The organism is Janthinobacterium sp. SUN176 (genome assembly GCF_030587335.1).
Taxonomy (GTDB): domain Bacteria; phylum Pseudomonadota; class Gammaproteobacteria; order Burkholderiales; family Burkholderiaceae_D; genus Janthinobacterium; species Janthinobacterium kumbetense.
Window position 1 is genome coordinate 164,780 of sequence record NZ_JAPWIA010000006.1, and the last position, 18,448, is coordinate 183,227.

General features: G+C 61.9%; 17 protein-coding genes. 6 read left to right on the top strand and 11 right to left on the bottom strand.

Annotated elements, in window-relative coordinates:
• Nucleotides 1-117: 117 nt before the first annotated feature.
• From O3299_RS26065 to O3299_RS26080, 4 genes are all read left to right on the top strand, one after another.
• Nucleotides 118-2,925: a valine--tRNA ligase gene (locus O3299_RS26065; protein WP_251351007.1), complete on the top strand. Its 2,808-nt coding sequence runs from the start codon at nucleotides 118-120 to the stop codon at nucleotides 2,923-2,925.
• A 114-nt stretch (nucleotides 2,926-3,039) separates the two neighbouring features.
• Nucleotides 3,040-3,507, top strand: coding sequence for a DUF2147 domain-containing protein (locus tag O3299_RS26070; RefSeq protein WP_099665508.1), 468 nt, complete (start codon nucleotides 3,040-3,042; stop codon nucleotides 3,505-3,507).
• Between the two features lie 332 nt (nucleotides 3,508-3,839).
• Nucleotides 3,840-5,300: an ice-binding family protein gene (locus O3299_RS26075; protein WP_305063526.1), complete on the top strand. Its 1,461-nt coding sequence runs from the start codon at nucleotides 3,840-3,842 to the stop codon at nucleotides 5,298-5,300.
• A gap of 13 nt (nucleotides 5,301-5,313) precedes the next feature.
• A complete protein-coding gene (locus O3299_RS26080; protein WP_305063527.1) occupies nucleotides 5,314-6,453 on the top strand; it encodes an OmpA family protein in 1,140 nt (379 codons plus the stop codon).
• Between the two features lie 55 nt (nucleotides 6,454-6,508).
• Here the strand turns inward: O3299_RS26080 and O3299_RS26085 are convergent, their stop codons facing one another.
• The 11 genes from O3299_RS26085 to tyrS form a co-directional block, all read right to left on the bottom strand.
• Nucleotides 6,509-6,967: a YaiI/YqxD family protein gene (locus O3299_RS26085; RefSeq protein WP_099668247.1), complete on the bottom strand. Its 459-nt coding sequence runs from the start codon at nucleotides 6,965-6,967 to the stop codon at nucleotides 6,509-6,511.
• A 32-nt stretch (nucleotides 6,968-6,999) separates the two neighbouring features.
• The gene (ruvB, locus tag O3299_RS26090) at nucleotides 7,000-8,055 is read right to left on the bottom strand and encodes a Holliday junction branch migration DNA helicase RuvB (RefSeq protein ID WP_034749202.1); all 1,056 of its coding nucleotides are present in this window, start codon (nucleotides 8,053-8,055) and stop codon (nucleotides 7,000-7,002) included.
• A gap of 6 nt (nucleotides 8,056-8,061) precedes the next feature.
• Nucleotides 8,062-8,640 (bottom strand): Holliday junction branch migration protein RuvA, encoded by a 579-nt coding sequence (ruvA, locus tag O3299_RS26095; protein ID WP_034784779.1) that lies wholly within the window; start codon nucleotides 8,638-8,640, stop codon nucleotides 8,062-8,064.
• Nucleotides 8,641-8,682: 42 nt separating this feature from the next.
• Nucleotides 8,683-9,222: a crossover junction endodeoxyribonuclease RuvC gene (gene ruvC, locus O3299_RS26100; RefSeq protein WP_289913592.1), complete on the bottom strand. Its 540-nt coding sequence runs from the start codon at nucleotides 9,220-9,222 to the stop codon at nucleotides 8,683-8,685.
• Between the two features lie 99 nt (nucleotides 9,223-9,321).
• Entirely contained in the window at nucleotides 9,322-10,908 is a 1,587-nt protein-coding gene (purH, locus tag O3299_RS26105; RefSeq protein ID WP_077399554.1) for a bifunctional phosphoribosylaminoimidazolecarboxamide formyltransferase/IMP cyclohydrolase, read from the bottom strand.
• 102 nt (nucleotides 10,909-11,010) lie between these two features.
• Nucleotides 11,011-11,244 (bottom strand): helix-turn-helix domain-containing protein, encoded by a 234-nt coding sequence (locus O3299_RS26110; protein WP_008445162.1) that lies wholly within the window; start codon nucleotides 11,242-11,244, stop codon nucleotides 11,011-11,013.
• Between the two features lie 170 nt (nucleotides 11,245-11,414).
• Nucleotides 11,415-12,467, bottom strand: a complete 1,053-nt coding sequence (gene dusB / locus O3299_RS26115) for a tRNA dihydrouridine synthase DusB (RefSeq protein WP_305063528.1) — start codon at nucleotides 12,465-12,467, stop codon at nucleotides 11,415-11,417.
• 105 nt (nucleotides 12,468-12,572) lie between these two features.
• The gene (locus tag O3299_RS26120; RefSeq protein WP_099665513.1) at nucleotides 12,573-13,217 is read right to left on the bottom strand and encodes a histidine phosphatase family protein; all 645 of its coding nucleotides are present in this window, start codon (nucleotides 13,215-13,217) and stop codon (nucleotides 12,573-12,575) included.
• Between the two features lie 3 nt (nucleotides 13,218-13,220).
• The gene (locus O3299_RS26125) at nucleotides 13,221-13,859 is read right to left on the bottom strand and encodes a YbhB/YbcL family Raf kinase inhibitor-like protein (protein WP_305063529.1); all 639 of its coding nucleotides are present in this window, start codon (nucleotides 13,857-13,859) and stop codon (nucleotides 13,221-13,223) included.
• A gap of 18 nt (nucleotides 13,860-13,877) precedes the next feature.
• On the bottom strand, nucleotides 13,878-14,327 hold the full coding sequence (gene dtd, locus O3299_RS26130; protein WP_099665515.1) for a D-aminoacyl-tRNA deacylase: 450 nt from the start codon (nucleotides 14,325-14,327) through the stop codon (nucleotides 13,878-13,880).
• The gene (gene tyrS, locus O3299_RS26135; RefSeq protein ID WP_305063530.1) at nucleotides 14,324-15,589 is read right to left on the bottom strand and encodes a tyrosine--tRNA ligase; all 1,266 of its coding nucleotides are present in this window, start codon (nucleotides 15,587-15,589) and stop codon (nucleotides 14,324-14,326) included. The genes dtd and tyrS overlap by 4 nt, the downstream gene beginning before the upstream one ends.
• A gap of 154 nt (nucleotides 15,590-15,743) precedes the next feature.
• Here tyrS and O3299_RS26140 point away from each other — a divergent pair, with 154 nt between their 5' ends.
• Together O3299_RS26140 and O3299_RS26145 are read left to right on the top strand one after the other, a co-directional pair.
• Entirely contained in the window at nucleotides 15,744-17,111 is a 1,368-nt protein-coding gene (locus O3299_RS26140; RefSeq protein ID WP_099379945.1) for a M23 family metallopeptidase, read from the top strand.
• Nucleotides 17,112-17,267: 156 nt separating this feature from the next.
• Nucleotides 17,268-18,359 (top strand): anhydro-N-acetylmuramic acid kinase, encoded by a 1,092-nt coding sequence (locus O3299_RS26145; RefSeq protein WP_305063531.1) that lies wholly within the window; start codon nucleotides 17,268-17,270, stop codon nucleotides 18,357-18,359.
• Nucleotides 18,360-18,448: the final 89 nt, after the last annotated feature.

Below are 18,448 nucleotides of genomic sequence, written 5' to 3' on the forward strand. Positions count from 1 at the left end.
AATGAAGCAATATTGCTCAATCGTGCGCGGCTTTTCGGCGCATCCAGGGCCGCTATTTGCTGCGCATGCTTTATGCACCCCTTATAATGGTTCCTTTTGCCAATCACACGCCAAATCATGGAATTAGCCAAGTCTTTCGAGCCCGCCGACATTGAACAATTCTGGCGCACCGAGTGGGAACAGCGCGGTTACTTCACCGCCACCCTCGATGCCGGAAAACCTTCCTTCAGCATCCAGTTGCCGCCGCCGAACGTCACCGGCACCCTGCACATGGGCCATGCGTTCAACCAGACCATCATGGATGGCCTGACCCGCTACCACCGCATGCTGGGCCACAACACGGCCTGGATTCCCGGCACCGACCACGCGGGCATCGCCACGCAAATCGTCGTGCAACGCCAGCTGGACGCGCAAAAGATTTCGCGCCATGACCTGGGCCGCGAGAAATTTGTGGAAAAAGTGTGGGAATGGAAAGAAAAATCCGGTTCCATCATCACCGGCCAGATGCGCCGCCTGGGCGCCTCGGCCGACTGGCAGCGCGAATACTTCACGATGGATGAACCGCGCTCGAAAGTCGTCACCGACGTCTTCGTGCGCCTGTTCGAGCAAGGCTTGATCTACCGCGGCAAGCGCCTCGTCAACTGGGACCCCGTGCTGGGCACGGCTGTCTCGGATCTGGAAGTGGTGTCCGAGGAAGAAGACGGTTCCATGTGGTACATCAAATACCCGCTGGCCGACGGCAGCGGCTTCCTGACGGTGGCCACCACCCGTCCTGAAACCATGCTGGGCGACGTGGCCGTGGCCGTCGATCCGACAGACGAGCGCTACACGGCGCTGGTGGGCAAGATGCTGAAACTGCCGCTGACGGACCGCGAAATCCCCATCATCGCCGACGAATACGTCGACAAGGAATTCGGCACGGGCTGCGTGAAGATTACGCCTGCACACGACATGAACGATTACGCCGTGGGCCAACGCCACAAGCTGGCGCAGATCGTCATCCTGACCCTGGACGCGAAGATCACGGACGATGCGCCCGAGGCCTACCGCGGCATGGACCGCTTCGCCGCGCGCAAGCAGATCGTCGCCGACCTCGATGCGCAAGGCTTGCTGGAGCAAGTCAAGCCCCATAAACTGATGGTGCCGCGCGGCGACCGCACGGGCGTCGTCATCGAGCCGATGCTGACGGACCAGTGGTTTGTCGCCATGAGCAAGCCGGCCCCGGAAGGTACTTTCTTCCCAGGCAAGTCGATCGCGGAAACGGCGCTGGACAAGGTCGCCAACGGCGAAATCAAGTTCGTGCCGGAAAACTGGAGCACCACCTACAACCAGTGGCTCAACAACATCCAGGACTGGTGCATCTCGCGCCAACTGTGGTGGGGCCATCAAATCCCGGCGTGGTACGACGACGCCGGCAATATCTTTGTTGCGAAAACGCAAGCCGAAGCGGAAGCCAAGGCACTGGCCGCCGGCAGCACGGGTCCCTTGAAGCGCGACGACGACGTGCTCGACACGTGGTTCTCGTCGGCCCTGGTGCCGTTCTCGACCATGGGTTGGCCTGAAGAAACCCCGGACATGAAGGCCTTCCTGCCGTCGTCCGTGCTGGTGACGGGTTTCGACATCATCTTCTTCTGGGTCGCGCGCATGGTCATGATGACGGCACACTTCACGGGCAAGGTGCCGTTTGAAACCGTCTACGTGCACGGCCTCGTGCGCGATTCGACAGGGCAAAAGATGTCCAAGTCGAAGGGCAACACGCTGGACCCGATCGACTTGATCGACGGCATCGACCTGGAAGGCTTGATCGTCAAGCGCACCACGGGCCTGATGAACCCGCGCGACGCGGAAAAGATCACCAAGGCCACGCGCAAGGAATTCCCGGAAGGCATTTCGGCCTACGGCACGGACGCCGTGCGCTTCACCATGGCCAGCTATGCATCGCTGGGCCGCAACATCAATTTCGACCTGGGCCGCTGCGAAGGCTACCGCAACTTCTGCAACAAGATGTGGAACGCCACCCGTTTCGTCATGATGAACACGGAAGGCAAGGATTGCACGGCAAATGACGTTGATCTGTCGCAAGCCGACAAGTGGATTATTTCCCTGCTGCAAAAAGCGGAACTGGACGTGGCCAAGGGCTTCGAAGACTTCCGTTTCGACAATATCGCCGCATCGATCTACAAATTCGTGTGGGACGAGTATTGCGACTGGTACCTGGAAGTCGCCAAGGTGCAAGTACAGCAAGGCACGGAAGGCCAGCAGCGCGCCACCCGCCACACCCTGCTGCGCGTGCTGGAAGTGGTGCTGCGCCTGGCCCATCCGATCATCCCCTTCGTCACGGAAGCGCTGTGGCAGACAGTGGCGCCACTGGCCGGCAAGACGCTCAAGCCAGAGGGCGATTCGATCATGATGCAGCCGTATCCTATCGCCAACACCGACAAGATCGACGAGTCGGCCGAAGCGTGGATGCAGCAGCTGAAAGCCTTGACGGACGCGACGCGCAACCTGCGCGGCGAAATGCAGATCTCGCCATCCGTGCGCGTGCCGCTGATCGTCGAGGCAGGCAATGCCAGCGAGAAAGAAGCGCTGGCGTCGTACGCACCGTACATCCAGTCGCTGGGCAAGCTGGCCGAGGTGCAGATCGTCGATGCGTTGCCGGACTCGCCAGCGGCCGTCGCCATCGTCGGCACCACCAAGCTGATGCTGAAAGTGGAAATCGACGTGGCCGCCGAACGCGAGCGCCTGGGCAAGGAAATCGCCCGCATCGAAGCGGAAATTGCCAAGGTCAACAGCAAATTGGGCAATGAAAGTTTCGTCGCGCGCGCCCCTGCCGCCATCGTTGCGCAAGAAAACGAGCGTTTGCTCAGTTTTTCGGCGACAATTGAAAAACTGCGCGAACAGTTTGCTAAACTAGCCAGCGCATAAGGCAAGTTTGGAAAGATTGCGCGGCGTCATCCGTGACGCCGCGCAGGATGGCTGGTCTTGCCTTGGTATATACACTGTTCGTGACCCGATCAAAAAAACCATTGGAGACTAGCAATGCATAAAATTTTCAAAGCAAGCGTCACAGCAAGCATCATGATGGCCGCCCTGGCCATCGCCGGCAGCGCCGCCGCGCGCGACGGCAACTACACCCCCGTCGGCACGTGGAAAACCATCGACGATGCCAGCGGCAAGCCGAAATCCCTCGTCGTCATCACGGAAAGCAACGGCGTCTTGCAAGGCAAGATCGAAAAGCTGTTCCGCGGCCCGAACGAAGAGCAAAATCCCAAGTGCGACAAGTGCACGGGCGCCAACAAGGACCAGCCCATCATCGGCCTGGTGATCCTGTCCGGCCTGAAATATGACGGCAAGGAATGGACGGGCGGCGAAATCACGGACCCGGCCAGCGGCAAGGTCTACAAGAGCAAGGCCGAGCTGATCGAAGGCGGCACCAAGCTGCAAGTGCGCGGCTATGTCGGCGTGCCGATGTTTGGCCGCTCGCAAACGTGGGTGCGCGAAGAGTAAACAACGCCCGCCCTGCCCTGATGAAGCCGGCCCTGCGCCGGCTTTTTTTCGTCCCTCCTGCGGCAAACCTGTTGTTTTCCAGGCCGAATTGCTCCCATTCCCGCGTATTTCCACGTGCGGGCAAGCTATGCGCGCCACCGAACATACTTGAAGTTTCCTAAATGAAATAGTGCATGCCTGTGACGCCATCGCCCTGTAGCGAAAGGCGGCATGGCTCTGCCGGATGACCCCATCCGCGGATGCCCGGCAATGACTGCCATGCACAAAGGAACTATATGAATCTCTTCAAGCGATATCTGACCCCGCTGCTCGTCTCGGCAGGTTTGTTGGCCATGACTGCCCTCGCCGGCTGCGGCGGCGGTGACCAGGGGCGCGATCCCATCCTCGGCTTGCCGGGCGCCACCCTGTCCAGCCTGGCAGTCACGCCCGCCACGGCCACCGTCGCCATCGGCGCGGGCCAGCAATTCACGGCCATCGCCACGTACAGCGACGGCTCGGCGCAAGACGTCAGCGCCAAGGCGGCCTGGACGTCGGCCACGCCGGCCAGCGCTACGGTCAATGCCGCCACTGGCTTGAGCACCGGCATCGCTGCCGGCACCTCGGCTATCGCTGCCGCATTTGGTGGCAAGAGCGCCAGCAGCATGCTGACCGTCACGCCAGCGACCTTGCTGGCTATTGCAGTCACGCCGCAAAACCCCATCATCCCCGTCGCCGCGACGCGCCAGCTGGCCGTCCTTGCCACGTATTCGGATGGCAGCACCGCCGACGTCACGGCCGGCAGCAGCTTCGTTGCCGCCACGCCCGCTTTCGCCAGCGTCGCCAGCAATGGCCTCGTCACCGGCGTTGCGTTTGGTAACAGCGTCATGAATGCCAGCTTCAACGGCAAGACGGCCAGCACCACCGTCACCGTGCCTGCCCTCACCCTGGCCAGCATCGCCGTCACGCCGGCCACCGCCAGCATCGCTGTCGGCGCCACGCAGCAATTCGTTGCCACGGCAACGTATTCGGACAGCTCGAACGCCATCATCACCAATAGCGCCGTCTGGACGTCGGCTACGGTCGCCAATGCCACGGTATTGAACACGGGCGTCGCCACAGGCATCGCCGTCGGCACCAGCAATATCACGGCCACGGCCGGCGGCCAGTCGGGCAGCGCGCTGCTGACCGTCACCGCCGTCGCCATCCCGCCCGTCCTGAACCCGATCATCCTGGGCCGCGCGGCGCCATTCGGCGTGCTGGCCGGCACCTCGATCACCAACAATTCTGGCGGCACCACCCTGATCACGGGCGACGTCGGTGCGCCGTCGCAAACGGTCGACCCGACCCAGGCGGCCGGTTTTACCAACTACAAATCGGGCGCCATCCTGGCCGGCGCCATGACGGATTTGCAAGCGGCGATCACGGACGGCAACAGCCGCACTTGCGACGTCAGCTTTGCCGGCGGCATCGACCTCGGCGGCCAGACCTTCGGCCCCGGCGTGTATTGCTATGCGGGCGCCATCAGCATCACGGGTACGCTGACCCTGAACGGTCCCGGCGTGTACATCTTCCGCACGGCGCTGACCTTGAATTCGACCGTCAACTCGGTGGTTGCCCTGAACAATGGCGCCACGGCCGACAACGTCAGCTGGCTGCCCGTCGGCCCCACCACCCTGGCCGCGAACAGCGTCTTCAAGGGCAATATCCTGGGCCAGTCGGCCGCCATCACGGTGGGCGACAACACGACCCTGCTCAATGGCCGCGTGCTGACGGCTGCCGCCGTTACCCTGCGCAACAACCAGATCACCAAATAACCGGGACATGACCATGACTATCGCACACACACTGGGCGCCCTGAGCGTGATGGCCGGCGCCTTGCTGGCGGCGCAAGCGGCGCAGGCGCAGGACAACACTTTCATCAACCCGGACTGGGCCAACAGCGCCTGGTACCTCGGCGCGGGCGTAGGCCAGTCGCGCGCCACCATCGACGAGCCGCGCCTGCGCGCCAGCCTGGCCGCCAACGGCGAAACCGTCACCGGTTTTGCCAAGGACCAGCGCGACACGGGCTATAAACTGTTTGTCGGCCGGCAACTGAACCAGTACTTCGCCGTGGAAGGCGGTTACTTTGACCTGGGCAAGTTCAATTTCCAGTCGACCACCAGCGGCAACGGCGTACTCAACGGTGAAGCGGGCTTTCGCGGCGTGAACCTGGACTTGCTGGGCCAGCTGCCGCTGTCGCAGCGCCTGTCCCTGCTGGGCCGGGTCGGCATGCACTACACCAAGACGAGTACGGAGTTCAGCGGCAACCGCCTGCTGGGTTCGGCCAATACGCATGCCAGCGAGCGCAAGCTCAATGCCAAGCTGGGCCTGGGCCTGGAATACAAGTTCAGCGAAGCGCTGGCCCTGCGCGGCGAAGTCGAGCGCTATCGCTTGAACGACGCCGTGGGCAACCGCGGCGATGCGGACCTGTATTCCGTCAGCCTCGTGTATAAACTGGGCCGCCCGGCCAGCGCCACGCCCGCCTACCAGCCGGCGCCCGACGTCGCCCCTGTCGTCGCCATGCCGGCGCCTGTCATCGTGGCCGCGCCGGCGCCAACACCAGTAGCGGAAAAAGTGTCGTTTGCTTCGGAGGCATTGTTTGATTTCGATCAATCGACGCTCAAGCCGCAAGGCAAGGCGGCGCTGGACCAGTTGCTGGGCCAGTTGAATGGCATGGACCTGGAAGTCATCGTCACGGTGGGCCATACGGATGCCGTCGGTCCGGATGCCTACAACCAGAAACTGTCGCAGCGCCGCGCCGAAGCCGTCAAGGCTTACCTGGTGGCGCAAGGCGTGGAAACGAACCGCGTCTACACGGAAGGCAAGGGAGAAACGCAGCCCGTGGCCGACAACACGAGCGCCGCCGGGCGCGCCAAGAACCGCCGCGTGACGGTGGAAGTGGTGGGTACGAGAAAAGTTGTGCGCTAGATCAAATTGGCTTTAAAAAAACCGGCTTGCGCCGGTTTTTTTAAAGCCTGCCGCTTTACGCCGGCTTGCGGTGATGCTTGCTCAGATGCCGGTCCAGGCTGTTGGCGAACTGTTGCCGGTCCGACTGGCTGAAGGCGGCCGGGCCGCCCGTGTCGACGCCGCCGCTGCGCAATTCTTCCATGAAGGCGCGCATCGTCAGTTGCTGGGCGATATTGTCCTTCGTGTAAAACTCGCCACGGGGGTTCAGCGCAAAACCGCCCTTGGTCAGCACGTCGGCGGCCAGCGGGATGTCGCCCGTGATGACGAGGTCGCCCGGATTGAGCAGGCGCACGATTTCCTGGTCGGCCACGTCGGCGCCGGACGGCACTTGCACGGTACGGATGAAACGCGAAGGTGGCACGCGCAAGCCCTGGTTGGCCACCAGGGTGAGCGGCAGCTCCAGGCGGTCGGCCACGCGGTACAGGATTTCCTTGATGACGACGGGACAGGCGTCGGCGTCGATCCAGATCTGCATGCCCGGCGCAGTCTGTTGGCTGCCTTCCGCCATCACAGTTCCCACGCTTCGCCGCCGGGACCCATGCGCGGCGCGCTGACGCCGAAGTGCAGGTACGCGGCCGGCGTGGCGACACGGCCACGGGGCGTGCGCTGCAGGAAACCTTGCTGTATCAGGTACGGTTCCAGCACGTCTTCGATGGTATCGGCCGCTTCGCCGATGGCCGCCGCCAGGTTGCCGATGCCGACGGGGCCGCCGCCGAACTTGAACAGCACGGCTTCGAGCAGCTTGCGGTCCATCACATCAAAGCCGGCGGAATCGACGTCGAGCATGGCCAGCGCGCGGTCGGCCACCACCTTGGTGATCTCGCCATTGCTTTTGACTTCCGCGAAATCGCGCACGCGGCGCAGCAGGCGGTTGGCGATGCGGGGCGTGCCGCGCGCGCGCTGGGCGATTTCATGCGCGCCTTCCGGATCGATGGGCGCCTTCAGCAAGGCGGCGCTGCGCGTGACGATCTTCGTCAATTCGCCCGTGTTGTAGAACTCCAGGCGCGCCACGATGCCGAAGCGGTCGCGCAGCGGATTGGTCAGCATGCCGGCGCGCGTGGTGGCGCCCACTAATGTAAACGGCTGCAAATCGAGTTTTACGGAACGGGCGGCCGGGCCTTCGCCGATCATGATATCGATTTGATAATCCTCAAGCGCCGGATACAAAATCTCTTCCACGACGGGCGACAGCCGATGGATTTCATCGATGAACAGGACGTCGTTCGCTTCCAGGTTCGTCAGGATCGCCGCCAGGTCGCCCGGACGCTCCAGCACGGGGCCGGAGGTCTGGCGCAGATTGACGCCCATTTCGCGCGCGATGATGTGCGCCAGGGTCGTCTTGCCCAGGCCAGGCGGGCCGAACAACAAAGTGTGGTCGAGCGCTTCCTTGCGCTGGCGTGCGGCCGTAATAAAAATTTCCAGCTGGTCGCGGATCTTTTCCTGCCCCACATATTCATCGAGTTGCTTCGGGCGCAAGGCCCGTTCGATCGCCTCTTCGTTGTGCGAAATGGGCGCCGCATCGATGATGCGCTGTTCCGTGAAGCTGTCGGTCTGGATGCTCATGCCCTATCAGCCTTTCGACAGCGCTTTCAGCGCCAGTTTGATGCCATCGGACACGCCGCTGCCAGCCGGCACGTTTTTCACGGCGGCCAGCGCTTCCTTGTCCGAATAGCCAAGCGCGACCAGCGCGTTGAGGATATCCGATTGGGCGTCCGGCGCCGCATGCGCGCCCAGCGGGCCAAGATCGGCACCGATCTTGCCCTTCAATTCCAGTAATAAACGTTCGGCCGTCTTCTTGCCGATGCCAGGTACTTTCACGAGGCGGCCGGAATCCTGCAGGGTAATCGCTTGCGCCAGGTCGGCGATCGTCATGCCGGACAGGATGGACAGGGCCATGCGCGCGCCCACGCCCGTGATCTTGATCAACTGGCGGAATACGGCACGCTCGGCCGCATTGCCGAAACCAAACAGCAAATGCGCATCTTCGCGGATGGCCTGGTGCGTGAACAGCACGACTTTTTCGCCCACGTGGGGCAAGTTGTAAAAAGTGCTCATCGGCACGTCGACTTCATAGCCGACGCCCTGGCAATCGACCAGCAATTGTGGCGGATTCTTTTCAAGCAAAATACCGGAGAGACGGCCTATCATCGCGTGTTCCTAATGTTGTGTATATATATGAGGGCCATGCAGCTATCCCACTAAACGGCCGCGCTTCATGCGCAGCCCCTGCAGCTGGGGCGCCAGCGCGCCGAGCATGGCCAGCGCATCGATGCTGTTGGCATGGCAAATGGCCACGCCCAGGGCATCGGCCGCATCCGTGCCGGGCAAGCCGGGCAAGGACAGCAGGCGCGACACCATTTCCTGCACCTGTTCCTTGGCCGCCTTGCCGTGGCCCGTGACGGCCTGCTTCACTTGCAGCGCCGTGTATTCGGCCACCGACAGGTCGGCGTTGACCAGCGCGCAGATGGCCGCGCCACGCGCCTGACCCAGCAGCAGGGTCGATTGGGGATTGACGTTGACAAACACTTTTTCGATGGCCGCGCAATCGGGCTGGTAGGTGCCGACGATTTCGCCCACGCCTTGCAAGATGACCTTCAGGCGCGGCGGCAATTCCCCTTCGGAACCCGTCTTGACGGTACCCGACGCGATATAGCGCAGCTTGTTGCCGTGTTTTTCAATGACCCCAAAGCCGGTCGTGCGCAGGCCAGGATCGATGCCAAGAATAATCATCGCCAGATTCTATAATGAATACGGCAGGCACCGGTGAATAACCGGTGCCTGCCGCTGAGTTACTGCCAGCCGGGGTATTGAATCCCGGCCTGTTCCAGATCAATGACGGAAGTGACGGGTTCCGGTATACAACATGACAACGCCGCGCTCGTCCGCCGCATCGATCACTTCCTGGTCGCGCATCGAGCCGCCCGGGTGGATGACGCAGGTCGCGCCGGCGTCGACGACGACGTCGAGGCCGTCGCGGAACGGGAAGAAGGCGTCCGACGCCACCACGGAGCCGGTCAGGCTCAGGCCGGCGTTTTGCGCCTTGATGGACGCGATGCGGGCCGAGTCGATACGGCTCATCTGGCCTGCGCCCACGCCCAGGGTCATGTTATTGCCGCAGAAGACGATGGCGTTCGACTTGACGAATTTCGCCACTTTCCAGGCGAACATCAGGTCGGCCAATTGCTGCGGCGTTGGCTGCAGCTTGCTGACCACGCGCAAGTCGCCGATACCGACGTTTTTCGCATCCGGCGATTGCACCAGCAAGCCGCCACCGACGCGCTTGAAGTCCATGGCGTGCACGCCGCCGCCCAGCGGGATTTCCAGCATGCGCACGTTTTGCTTGCTCGACAGAATCTGTTTCGCTTCGGCGGAGAACGATGGAGCGATCAGCACTTCGACGAACAGCTTGGCGATTTCGCCGGCCGTGGCGCCGTCGAGTTCGGTATTAAACGCGATGATGCCGCCGAATGCCGAGGTCGGGTCCGTCTGCAGGGCGCGCGCATACGCTTCCGCCGCATTCTTGCCCAGCGCTACGCCGCATGGGTTCGCATGCTTGACGATGACGCAAGCAGCGCTTTGCTCGAAGCCGCCCATGCTCTTCACGCATTCCCAGGCCGCATCCGCATCGGCGATGTTGTTGTACGACAATTCCTTGCCTTGCAGCTGGCGGTAGTTGGCCAGCGCGCCATCGGTGGTGACCAGGTCGCGGTAGAAGGCGGCGCTCTGGTGCGGGTTTTCACCGTAGCGCATGTCTTGCACTTTCTCAAATGCAACGTTGAGGATTTGCGGGTAGGCGCCGCGCTCGGCGTGCACTTTCGTCGGGCCCAGGCTGGTCAGGTAATTGGTGATGGCGCCATCGTATTGCGCCGTGTGCGCAAAGACTTTCTTCGCCAGCATGAATTTGGTGTCGTAGCTCACGTCGCCGGCCTTGCCGTCGGCCGAGCGCATTTCCGCCAGCACGGCGTCGTAGTCGCTCGGGTCGCAGATGACGACCACGTCCTTGTGGTTCTTGGCCGCCGAACGCAGCATGGTCGGGCCGCCGATATCGATGTTTTCGATCGCGTCTTCCAGGGTGCAATCGGCCTTGGCGACCGTGCCCTGGAACGGGTACAGGTTGACCACCACCATGTCGATGGTCGGCATGTCGTGCTCGACCAGTTTCGACATGTGCTCAGGGAAATCGCGGCGCGCCAGGATACCGCCGTGCACTTTCGGGTGCAGGGTCTTCACACGGCCATCGAGCATCTCCGGGAAACCCGTGTAATCGGCAACTTCCGTGACGGGAACACCGTTGTCTGCCAGCAATTTTGCGGTACCGCCCGTGGACAGGAGGTTGACGCCAAGGGCGGACAGGGCGCGGGCGAATTCGAGAACGCCGGTCTTGTCGGAAACGGAGAGGAGAGCTTGTTTGATCATGGCTGTGGCTAGGTGGTTAAGTGTTCTTGGCGAATGGCGCCGCTCAGTCGTCTGGCTGAGGCGGCGGCGGATTCAAATCTTGGCGTCACTTGCATGCCGGCATTACAGCAAACCGTGCTCCTGCAATTTCTTGCGCAGGGTATTGCGGTTGATGCCCAGCATCTGCGCGGCGTGCGACTGGTTGCCATCGGCGCGTGTCATCACGACTTCCAGGATGGGCTTTTCCACGGTCAGCACGACCATGTCATAGATATTCGATGCTTGCTGTTCGCCCAGGTCATTGAAGTAATCTTCTAGACTTTTCTGTACGACTTCCTGAATGCTTTCTTTGCTCATTTGTATGCTTCAACCGGCTGAACACCTGGCTATCCGGTGCCGCGTCGCTCATGCGGTCCGCGTGCTGCCCTCTTGCCTCGGTGTTGTAATTAATATTGCATGACGCTCTGTATATAGGCGCTCGCCCTTGTACTGCTGGTCACTGATTTATGCTGCTTGTTGCTATCTGCTCATGCTGCCGTGGCCGCAGGTTCGATCACATCGATCAGGCCACTTTCACTGGATTCGGAGAGGCGGTATTGTAACCGTTCGCCAAATTTCCATTGCGACTCAAAAAATTGATCGACGGCCAGCAACTGCGCTTCCGTCGACTCCAGCAAGTTCATTTGCTGTCGGAACGCTTCGCCGCCTTCCAGATCCTTGACATACCAGCCGATATGCTTGCGCGCCGTGCGCACGCCGAGAAATCCCCCATAAAACGCGTAATGGGCGCGCAAATGCTCATCCATCAGGGTGCGGACTTCATCCACGTAAGGCGCCGGCAACAAGGTGCCGGTGCGCAGGAAGTGGTCGATCTCGCGGCAAATCCACGGCCGGCCCTGCGCCGCGCGGCCGATCATGACGGCATCGGCGCCAGTTTGATCCAGCACAAAGCGGGCCTTCTCAGGACTGGCAATGTCGCCGTTGGCCACCACGGGAATGCCCACCGATGCTTTTACGGCGGCAATAGTTTCATATTCGGCATCGCCCTTGTAGCCATCGGCGCGCGTGCGGCCGTGCAGGGTCAGCATCTGGATGCCGGCTTGCTCGGCGATGCGGGCGATTTTCAAGGCATTCTTGTTTTCGCGGTTCCAGCCCGTGCGAAATTTCAGGGTGACGGGCACGTCGACGGCGTTGACGACGGCGTGCAAGATCCTCTCGACCAGGCTTTCGTTTTGCAGCAAGGCCGAACCGCACCAGCTGTTGCACACCTTTTTGACGGGGCAACCCATGTTGATGTCGATGATCTGCGCGCCCCGGTCCACGTTGAACTTGGCGCAGTCGGCCAGGTCTTGCGGATCGGCGCCGGCGATCTGCACGGCCTTCGGCTCCATTTCGCCTGCATGGTCCGTGCGGCGCGAGCTTTTTTCCGTCGCCCACAGGCGCGGATTCGACGCCGCCATCTCCGACACGGCGTAACCGGCGCCCAACTGCTTGCACAACTGGCGGAAAGGCCGATCCGTCACACCCGCCATGGGAGCGACGAAAACGTTGTTGCGCAGAATGTGAGGGCCGATTTGCACTGAAGAACCTGGAATGGACGGAGGAACCTGCTATTTTAACCGATTCCCTGCCTAATTAATAAGCACTATTTTTTTGCTCAGTGCGTCAGAGTGAGGAGGGACCGCTTAGCCCAGTTCGTCCATCGCGGGCGCGCTCAAGTGTTCGATATTTCCCCAGTGCACCAAATGCAGCTTGCCGTCGGCGTAAGAAAAACGGTTGACGCTGGCATTTTTGACCTGGAAGTCGCGCGGACTGTCGAGCGTCATGCCGACCGCCTCGCGGTAGGCGCACTCGAGCACGCCGCCGTGGGCCACGATGGCGATCGTCTGGCCGTCATATTGCCTGGCCCAGCGGGCGATGGCACCATTTGCGCGCGCATAGAACTGGCGGAAGCTTTCGGCCTGGCGCTCGCCCGACGGCATCACGGCGTCGATCTGGCGCGATTGCCACTGCGCATACTCGTGCGGATAGCGCGCGGCGATGTCCGCATACAGCAAGCCTTCGAAGGCGCCGTAGCAACGCTCGCGCAGCAAGGAATCCGTTTGCACGGGTAAATCTTTCACGTCGGCCACGGCTTGCGCCGTCTGCTGCGCGCGTTGCAAGTCGCTGGCGATGATGGCGGCCAGCGGTTCGTCCGCCAGCGCCTGCCCCAGCGCCCCCGCTTGCGCCAGGCCCGCCTCGTTCAGGGCGATGTCGATATGGCCCTGCAGGCGGCGGCCCGCATTCCAGGCCGTTTCGCCATGGCGTATCAGTAAAATCGTGGTGCTCATGCGTTATTTCTTCAGGGTAAGTGCCAACTCGGGGTGAAGCGAATAGGCGACGACGAGCTGGGCTTCGTCGAGGATGTGGCCGTACAGGGCGGCATGCGCCTGCTGCCCCGTAAAACGCTCGGGCAAGGCCAGTTGCGGCACGTCGAGCGCATACAGGCGGAAAATGTAGTGGTGGATGCGCTCGTCATTCCACGGCGGGCACGGGCCATCGTAGCCGTAATAGTCGCCGGCCATGTCCGGGTCGGCGGCAAACCAGCCCGTGTAGTCGTTCAAGCCCTGGCGCAGCCCAGTAGCAGTCCCGGCAGCCTTGCCGCGCGGCGTGATGCCGCTGGAAAACTCTCCGGCGGCAATAACCCGCATGGCAGGCGGCAAGTCGAGCAAGCTCCAGTGATAAAAGTCGCCGCGCGGCGCCGTCAGCGGCAGGGCCTGGCCTTCAACATTGACCAGGCTGGCGTCTTGCGGCGCATCGGGGTCGAGGCAGAACAGGGCCAGCGACTCGGTGCCGTTCGGCACCTCGTCCCAGGCCAGATGGGGATTGCGGTTGCCGGCGAGGCGCACGCGGCTGGCCGGATCGATCTCGGCAAAGGCATGATCGGCCGGCATCAGGCCGCCATCACGAAACGTCTCGCTCCACAATTTCATCGCTTGCTCCTCTTGTAGTTATTGTTTGGCGTTCACTTGCAGCCAGAAGGTCACCGGGCCGTCATTCGTCAGCGACACCTGCATGTCGGCGCCAAACTGCCCCGTCTGCACGGTCGCATGGCGGCTGCGCGCCTGGTCCACGAAATGCGTGAACAGGCGCAAGCCGTCCTGCGGCGCGGCCGCCGGCGTAAACGACGGGCGCGTGCCGGACTTGGTGTCGGCCGCCAGGGTGAACTGCGGCACCAGCAGCAAGCCGCCGGCCACGTCCGTCACGCTGCGGTTCATCTTGCCCGCGTCGTCGGCAAACACGCGATAGCCGAGCAACTTGGCCAGCAGGGCGTCCGCTTCCTTCTCCGTATCGCCCCGCTCCGCGCACACGAGCACCATCAGGCCGGCGTCGATGGCGCCGATGGTGGCGCCGGCCACGTCGACCTTCGCCTGCGTGACGCGCTGCAGCAGCGCGATCATGCCGTCAAGGTGACGCGCGCAAAGCTGCGCTTGCCAACTTGCAACACGAACTGACCGGCTGCCACTTGCAAGCCCTTGTCGCTGATGACGGTGCCGTCGATGCGCACGCCGCCCTGGTCGATCTTGCGCATGGCTTCCGACGCCGATGGGCACAGGCCCGCCTGTTTCAGCAGTTGCGAAATGCCCAGCGGCGCGCCGGCCAAGGTCACTTCCGGGATATCGTCGGGGATGCCGCCCTTCGAGCGGTTGACGAAGTCGGCCAGCGCATCTTCCGCCGCCTGCTGCGAGTGGAAGCGGGCGACGATCTCTTGCGCCAGCGCAACCTTGGCATCGCGCGGATTGCGGCCTTCCTCGACTTCGCGCTTCAGCTGCGCCAGTTCGGCGATCGAGCGCCATGACAGCAGCTCGTAGTAGCGCCACATCATGACGTCGGAAATGCTCATCAGCTTGGCGAACATGGTGTTGCCCGGTTCCGTGATGCCGATGTAGTTATTCTTCGACTTGGACATTTTTTCCACGCCGTCCAAACCTTCCAGCAGAGGCATGGTCAAAATACACTGCTGCTCCTGTCCGTACTGCTTTTGCAGTTCGCGGCCCACCAGCAGGTTGAACTTCTGGTCCGTGCCGCCCAGTTCCAGGTCCGATTTCAGGGCCACCGAGTCGTAGCCCTGCATCAGCGGGTACAGGAATTCATGTACGGAAATAGGAATGCCGCCCTGGAAGCGCTTGGTGAAGTCGTCGCGCTCGATCATGCGCGCCACAGTGTAGTGGGAAGCGAGCTGGATGATGCCGCGCGCGCCCAGCGGATCGCACCACTCGGAGTTATAGCGGATTTCGGTCTTGCTGGCGTCCAACACTAAAGATGCTTGCGCGAAATACGTCATCGCGTTAATCTCGATCTGTTCCTTGGTCAGGGGCGGACGCGTGACGTTGCGGCCCGAAGGGTCGCCGATCATGGACGTGAAGTCGCCGATGAGGAAAATGACTTGATGGCCGAGGTTTTGCAGCTGGCGCATCTTGTTCAGGACGACAGTATGGCCCAGATGCAAGTCGGGTGCGGTCGGGTCCAGGCCCAGTTTGATGCGCAGTGGAACACCGGTTTTCTCGGAGCGTGCTAATTTTTGCGCAAATTCGCTTTCGATCAAGAGTTCGTCGACGCCACGCTTGGTAATCGCGAGGGCTTCTTGTACTCTGTCCGACAGCGGAAGCGCGGTCTGAGCGGCGTTAGCCTTTGTAGGCGATGCGGTGGTGTTGATTTCCATAAAATTTGACTGTAGATCTCAAAATGGTAGTAGGTTTGCGGAGTTTGCTATAATGCTCGATCCCATCAATCTTGCCGTATGAAAACGAACCAAAATAACAATAACAAAGAGCACTAGTTCACGAATCGTTCAAGGGCAAATTTTAACTGATTGCATGAACCCTATACATAAAATCACAGGCTCACGCTTGTACACACAGCTGACGACGACACGCAAGGCACGCATTATCGGTGCCTCCGCAGTGCTGCTCGCCGTGGCCGCCTTCGGCGCGGTCGCTGTGTCGCCCATGGCGCCCGACGCATCCGATTTGCCGGTCACGTCCATCGCCCAAAACCTGGAAATGCCTGATCTCGCCTCGCAAATTTCCGCGATGGAACAGGTAGACCAGAATTTCACCCACGAAGAAAAAGTCCGCGCCGGCGATACCCTCGCCACCCTGCTGACCCGTCTCGGCGTGGATGATCCGGTGGCCGCCAATTTCATCAAAACCGACAAGATCGCGCGCGGCGTGATGTTGCTGAAATCGGGCAAGCGCGTGCAAGCGCAAACGTCCGAAAACGGCGACCTCAACTGGATGCGCGCCACCCTCGTCGACGGCACGGACAAATCGGTCAAGAACATCCTGATCACCCGCAAGGGCGACAAGTTCGTGGCAACGGAAGTGGCAGCCCAGCTGGAACGCCGCGTTGAAATGCACGCGCGCAAGATTACCTCCACCCTGTTCGCCGCCACCGACTCCAGCCTGGACGGCACCCGCCTGCCAGACTCGATTTCCGCGCAAATCGTGGAAATGTTCTCCACCAATATCGACTTCCGCTCCGACCTGAAACGCGGCGACTCGTTCAATGTTGTCTACGAAACATTCTGGCAAGATGGCGAATTTGTCCGAGCGGGCCGCATCCTGGCCGGTGAATTCACCAACCGCGGCACGACTTACCAGTCCGTTTGGTTCGAAGACCCAGCCAGCAAGCAAGGCGGCGGTTACTACAGTTTCGACGGCAAGTCCCTCAAAAAAGCCTTCCTGAAATCCCCCCTCGAATTCTCCCGCATCTCGTCCGGCTTCTCCATGCGCGTGCACCCGATTTCCGGCAACTGGAAAGCGCACAAGGGCATCGATTTCGCTGCAGCAACGGGCACGCCTATCCGCGCTTCGGGCGACGGCGTGGTCGATTCCGTCGGCAGCCAAAACGGCTACGGCAATGTTGTTGTCCTGAAACATTGGGCCAACTACACGACCGCCTATGCGCACATGAGCCGCTTCGCTTCGGGCCTGAAAAAAGGTCAAAAAGTGAGCCAGGGCGATGTGATCGGCTACGTCGGCACCACCGGCTGGTCCACGGGCGCCCATTTGCACTATGAATTCCGCGTTGGCGGCGTGGCGCAAGACCCAAGCAAGCTGAATGTGCAAGCCCAGGCGCCATTGACGGCCGCCGAGCTGAGCCGCTTCCGCATGGTATCCAATGACATGATGCACCGCTTCACCCTGCTGCGTCCGAACGACACGGCCCTGGCGTCGCGTTAAGCAAGACTGCCTTCGGGCAACAATAAAGGCACCGCCCATGCAGATGGCCGGTGCCTTTGTTTTTTCCCGCGTGCTTTTGTTTTCCCCGCGCGCTTTTGCGTGCGGCACAAATGCGGCACAATGCACCTCACCACTTACGTATTCAAGGAAAAACCCATGCTGTATATCGGTTTAATGTCGGGTACCAGCCTCGATGGCGTCGACGGCGCGCTGGTCGACTTTTCCGACGAGGGCACGCGCAGCCTGGGCGATGCGTACATTCCCTTCCCCGCCAGCCTGCGCGCCGACCTGATGGCCTTGCAAAGTGCCGGTCAGAATGAAATCGAACGCGAAGCGCTGGCGGCCAATCAACTCGTGCGCCATTACGCCGATTGCGTCGCCATGCTTTTAAGCAACGCGGGCATCGTCGCGGACGCCATCGCCGCCATCGGCGCGCATGGCCAGACCATCCGCCACCGCCCCGAGCTGGGTTTTACGCGCCAGCTAAACAATCCGGCCCTACTGGCCGAATTGACGGGCATCGACGTCATCGCGGACTTGCGCAGCCGCGACGTGGCGGCCGGCGGCCAGGGCGCGCCGCTGGTGCCGGCCTTTCACCAGGCCATCTTCAATCTGCCGGGCCACACGCGCGTGCTGGCCAATATCGGCGGCATCAGCAATATCAGCGTGCTGCATGCGGATGGCACGGTGACGGGCTACGACACGGGTCCCGGCAATGCGCTGATGGATGGCTGGGTCTTGCGGCATCTGGGCCAGCCCTACGACGCCAACGGCGCCTGGGCCGCCACGGGCCAGGTCATCCCCGCCCTGCTGGCGGATTTGCTCGACGAGCCCTATTTTGACTTGCCGGCGCCGAAAAGCACGGGCCGCGACCTGTTCCATGCCGACTGGCTCAGCGCCAAGCTGGCCGATTACCCCACCGCCCTGCCCGCCGACGTGCAGGCAACGCTGACCCAGCTGACGGCTGCCAGCCTGGCGCGCGCCATCCTACGCGACGGGGCGCAGGCGGAAACCGTGTATGTGTGCGGCGGCGGGGCGCAGAACGCCAGCCTGATGGCGGCGCTGGCCGCCGAATTGCCGGGCATGGCGGCGGAGTCCACGCAAGCATTGGGCGTGGCGCCCAGCCAGGTCGAGGCGCTGGCCTTTGCGTGGCTGGCCTGGCGCTTTACGCAGCGCAAGCCGGGCAACTTGCCGGCCGTGACAGGCGCACAGGGCTTGCGGGTACTGGGCGCGCTATACCCGCGTTGATACCGCGTTGATCAGGAACAAGTGTTCCAGAAACACAAATAGCGGATCATCGATCCGCTATTTTTACGCTGCGCCTGTAAACCGGCGCA

What these genes read in the sequence shown, in the direction of transcription:
- O3299_RS26065 (WP_251351007.1), top strand. Translation starts at nt 118, where the DNA reads ATGGAATTAGCCAAGTCTTTCGAGCCCGCCGACATTGAACAATTCTGG.
- O3299_RS26070 (WP_099665508.1), top strand. Translation starts at nt 3,040, where the DNA reads ATGCATAAAATTTTCAAAGCAAGCGTCACAGCAAGCATCATGATGGCC.
- O3299_RS26075 (WP_305063526.1), top strand. Translation starts at nt 3,840, where the DNA reads ATGACTGCCCTCGCCGGCTGCGGCGGCGGTGACCAGGGGCGCGATCCC.
- O3299_RS26080 (WP_305063527.1), top strand. Translation starts at nt 5,314, where the DNA reads ATGACTATCGCACACACACTGGGCGCCCTGAGCGTGATGGCCGGCGCC.
- O3299_RS26085 (WP_099668247.1), bottom strand. Translation starts at nt 6,967, where the DNA reads ATGCAGATCTGGATCGACGCCGACGCCTGTCCCGTCGTCATCAAGGAA.
- ruvB (WP_034749202.1), bottom strand. Translation starts at nt 8,055, where the DNA reads ATGAGCATCCAGACCGACAGCTTCACGGAACAGCGCATCATCGATGCG.
- ruvA (WP_034784779.1), bottom strand. Translation starts at nt 8,640, where the DNA reads ATGATAGGCCGTCTCTCCGGTATTTTGCTTGAAAAGAATCCGCCACAA.
- ruvC (WP_289913592.1), bottom strand. Translation starts at nt 9,222, where the DNA reads ATGATTATTCTTGGCATCGATCCTGGCCTGCGCACGACCGGCTTTGGG.
- purH (WP_077399554.1), bottom strand. Translation starts at nt 10,908, where the DNA reads ATGATCAAACAAGCTCTCCTCTCCGTTTCCGACAAGACCGGCGTTCTC.
- O3299_RS26110 (WP_008445162.1), bottom strand. Translation starts at nt 11,244, where the DNA reads ATGAGCAAAGAAAGCATTCAGGAAGTCGTACAGAAAAGTCTAGAAGAT.
- O3299_RS26120 (WP_099665513.1), bottom strand. Translation starts at nt 13,217, where the DNA reads ATGAGCACCACGATTTTACTGATACGCCATGGCGAAACGGCCTGGAAT.
- O3299_RS26125 (WP_305063529.1), bottom strand. Translation starts at nt 13,859, where the DNA reads ATGAAATTGTGGAGCGAGACGTTTCGTGATGGCGGCCTGATGCCGGCC.
- dtd (WP_099665515.1), bottom strand. Translation starts at nt 14,327, where the DNA reads ATGATCGCGCTGCTGCAGCGCGTCACGCAGGCGAAGGTCGACGTGGCC.
- tyrS (WP_305063530.1), bottom strand. Translation starts at nt 15,589, where the DNA reads ATGGAAATCAACACCACCGCATCGCCTACAAAGGCTAACGCCGCTCAG.
- O3299_RS26140 (WP_099379945.1), top strand. Translation starts at nt 15,744, where the DNA reads ATGAACCCTATACATAAAATCACAGGCTCACGCTTGTACACACAGCTG.
- O3299_RS26145 (WP_305063531.1), top strand. Translation starts at nt 17,268, where the DNA reads ATGCTGTATATCGGTTTAATGTCGGGTACCAGCCTCGATGGCGTCGAC.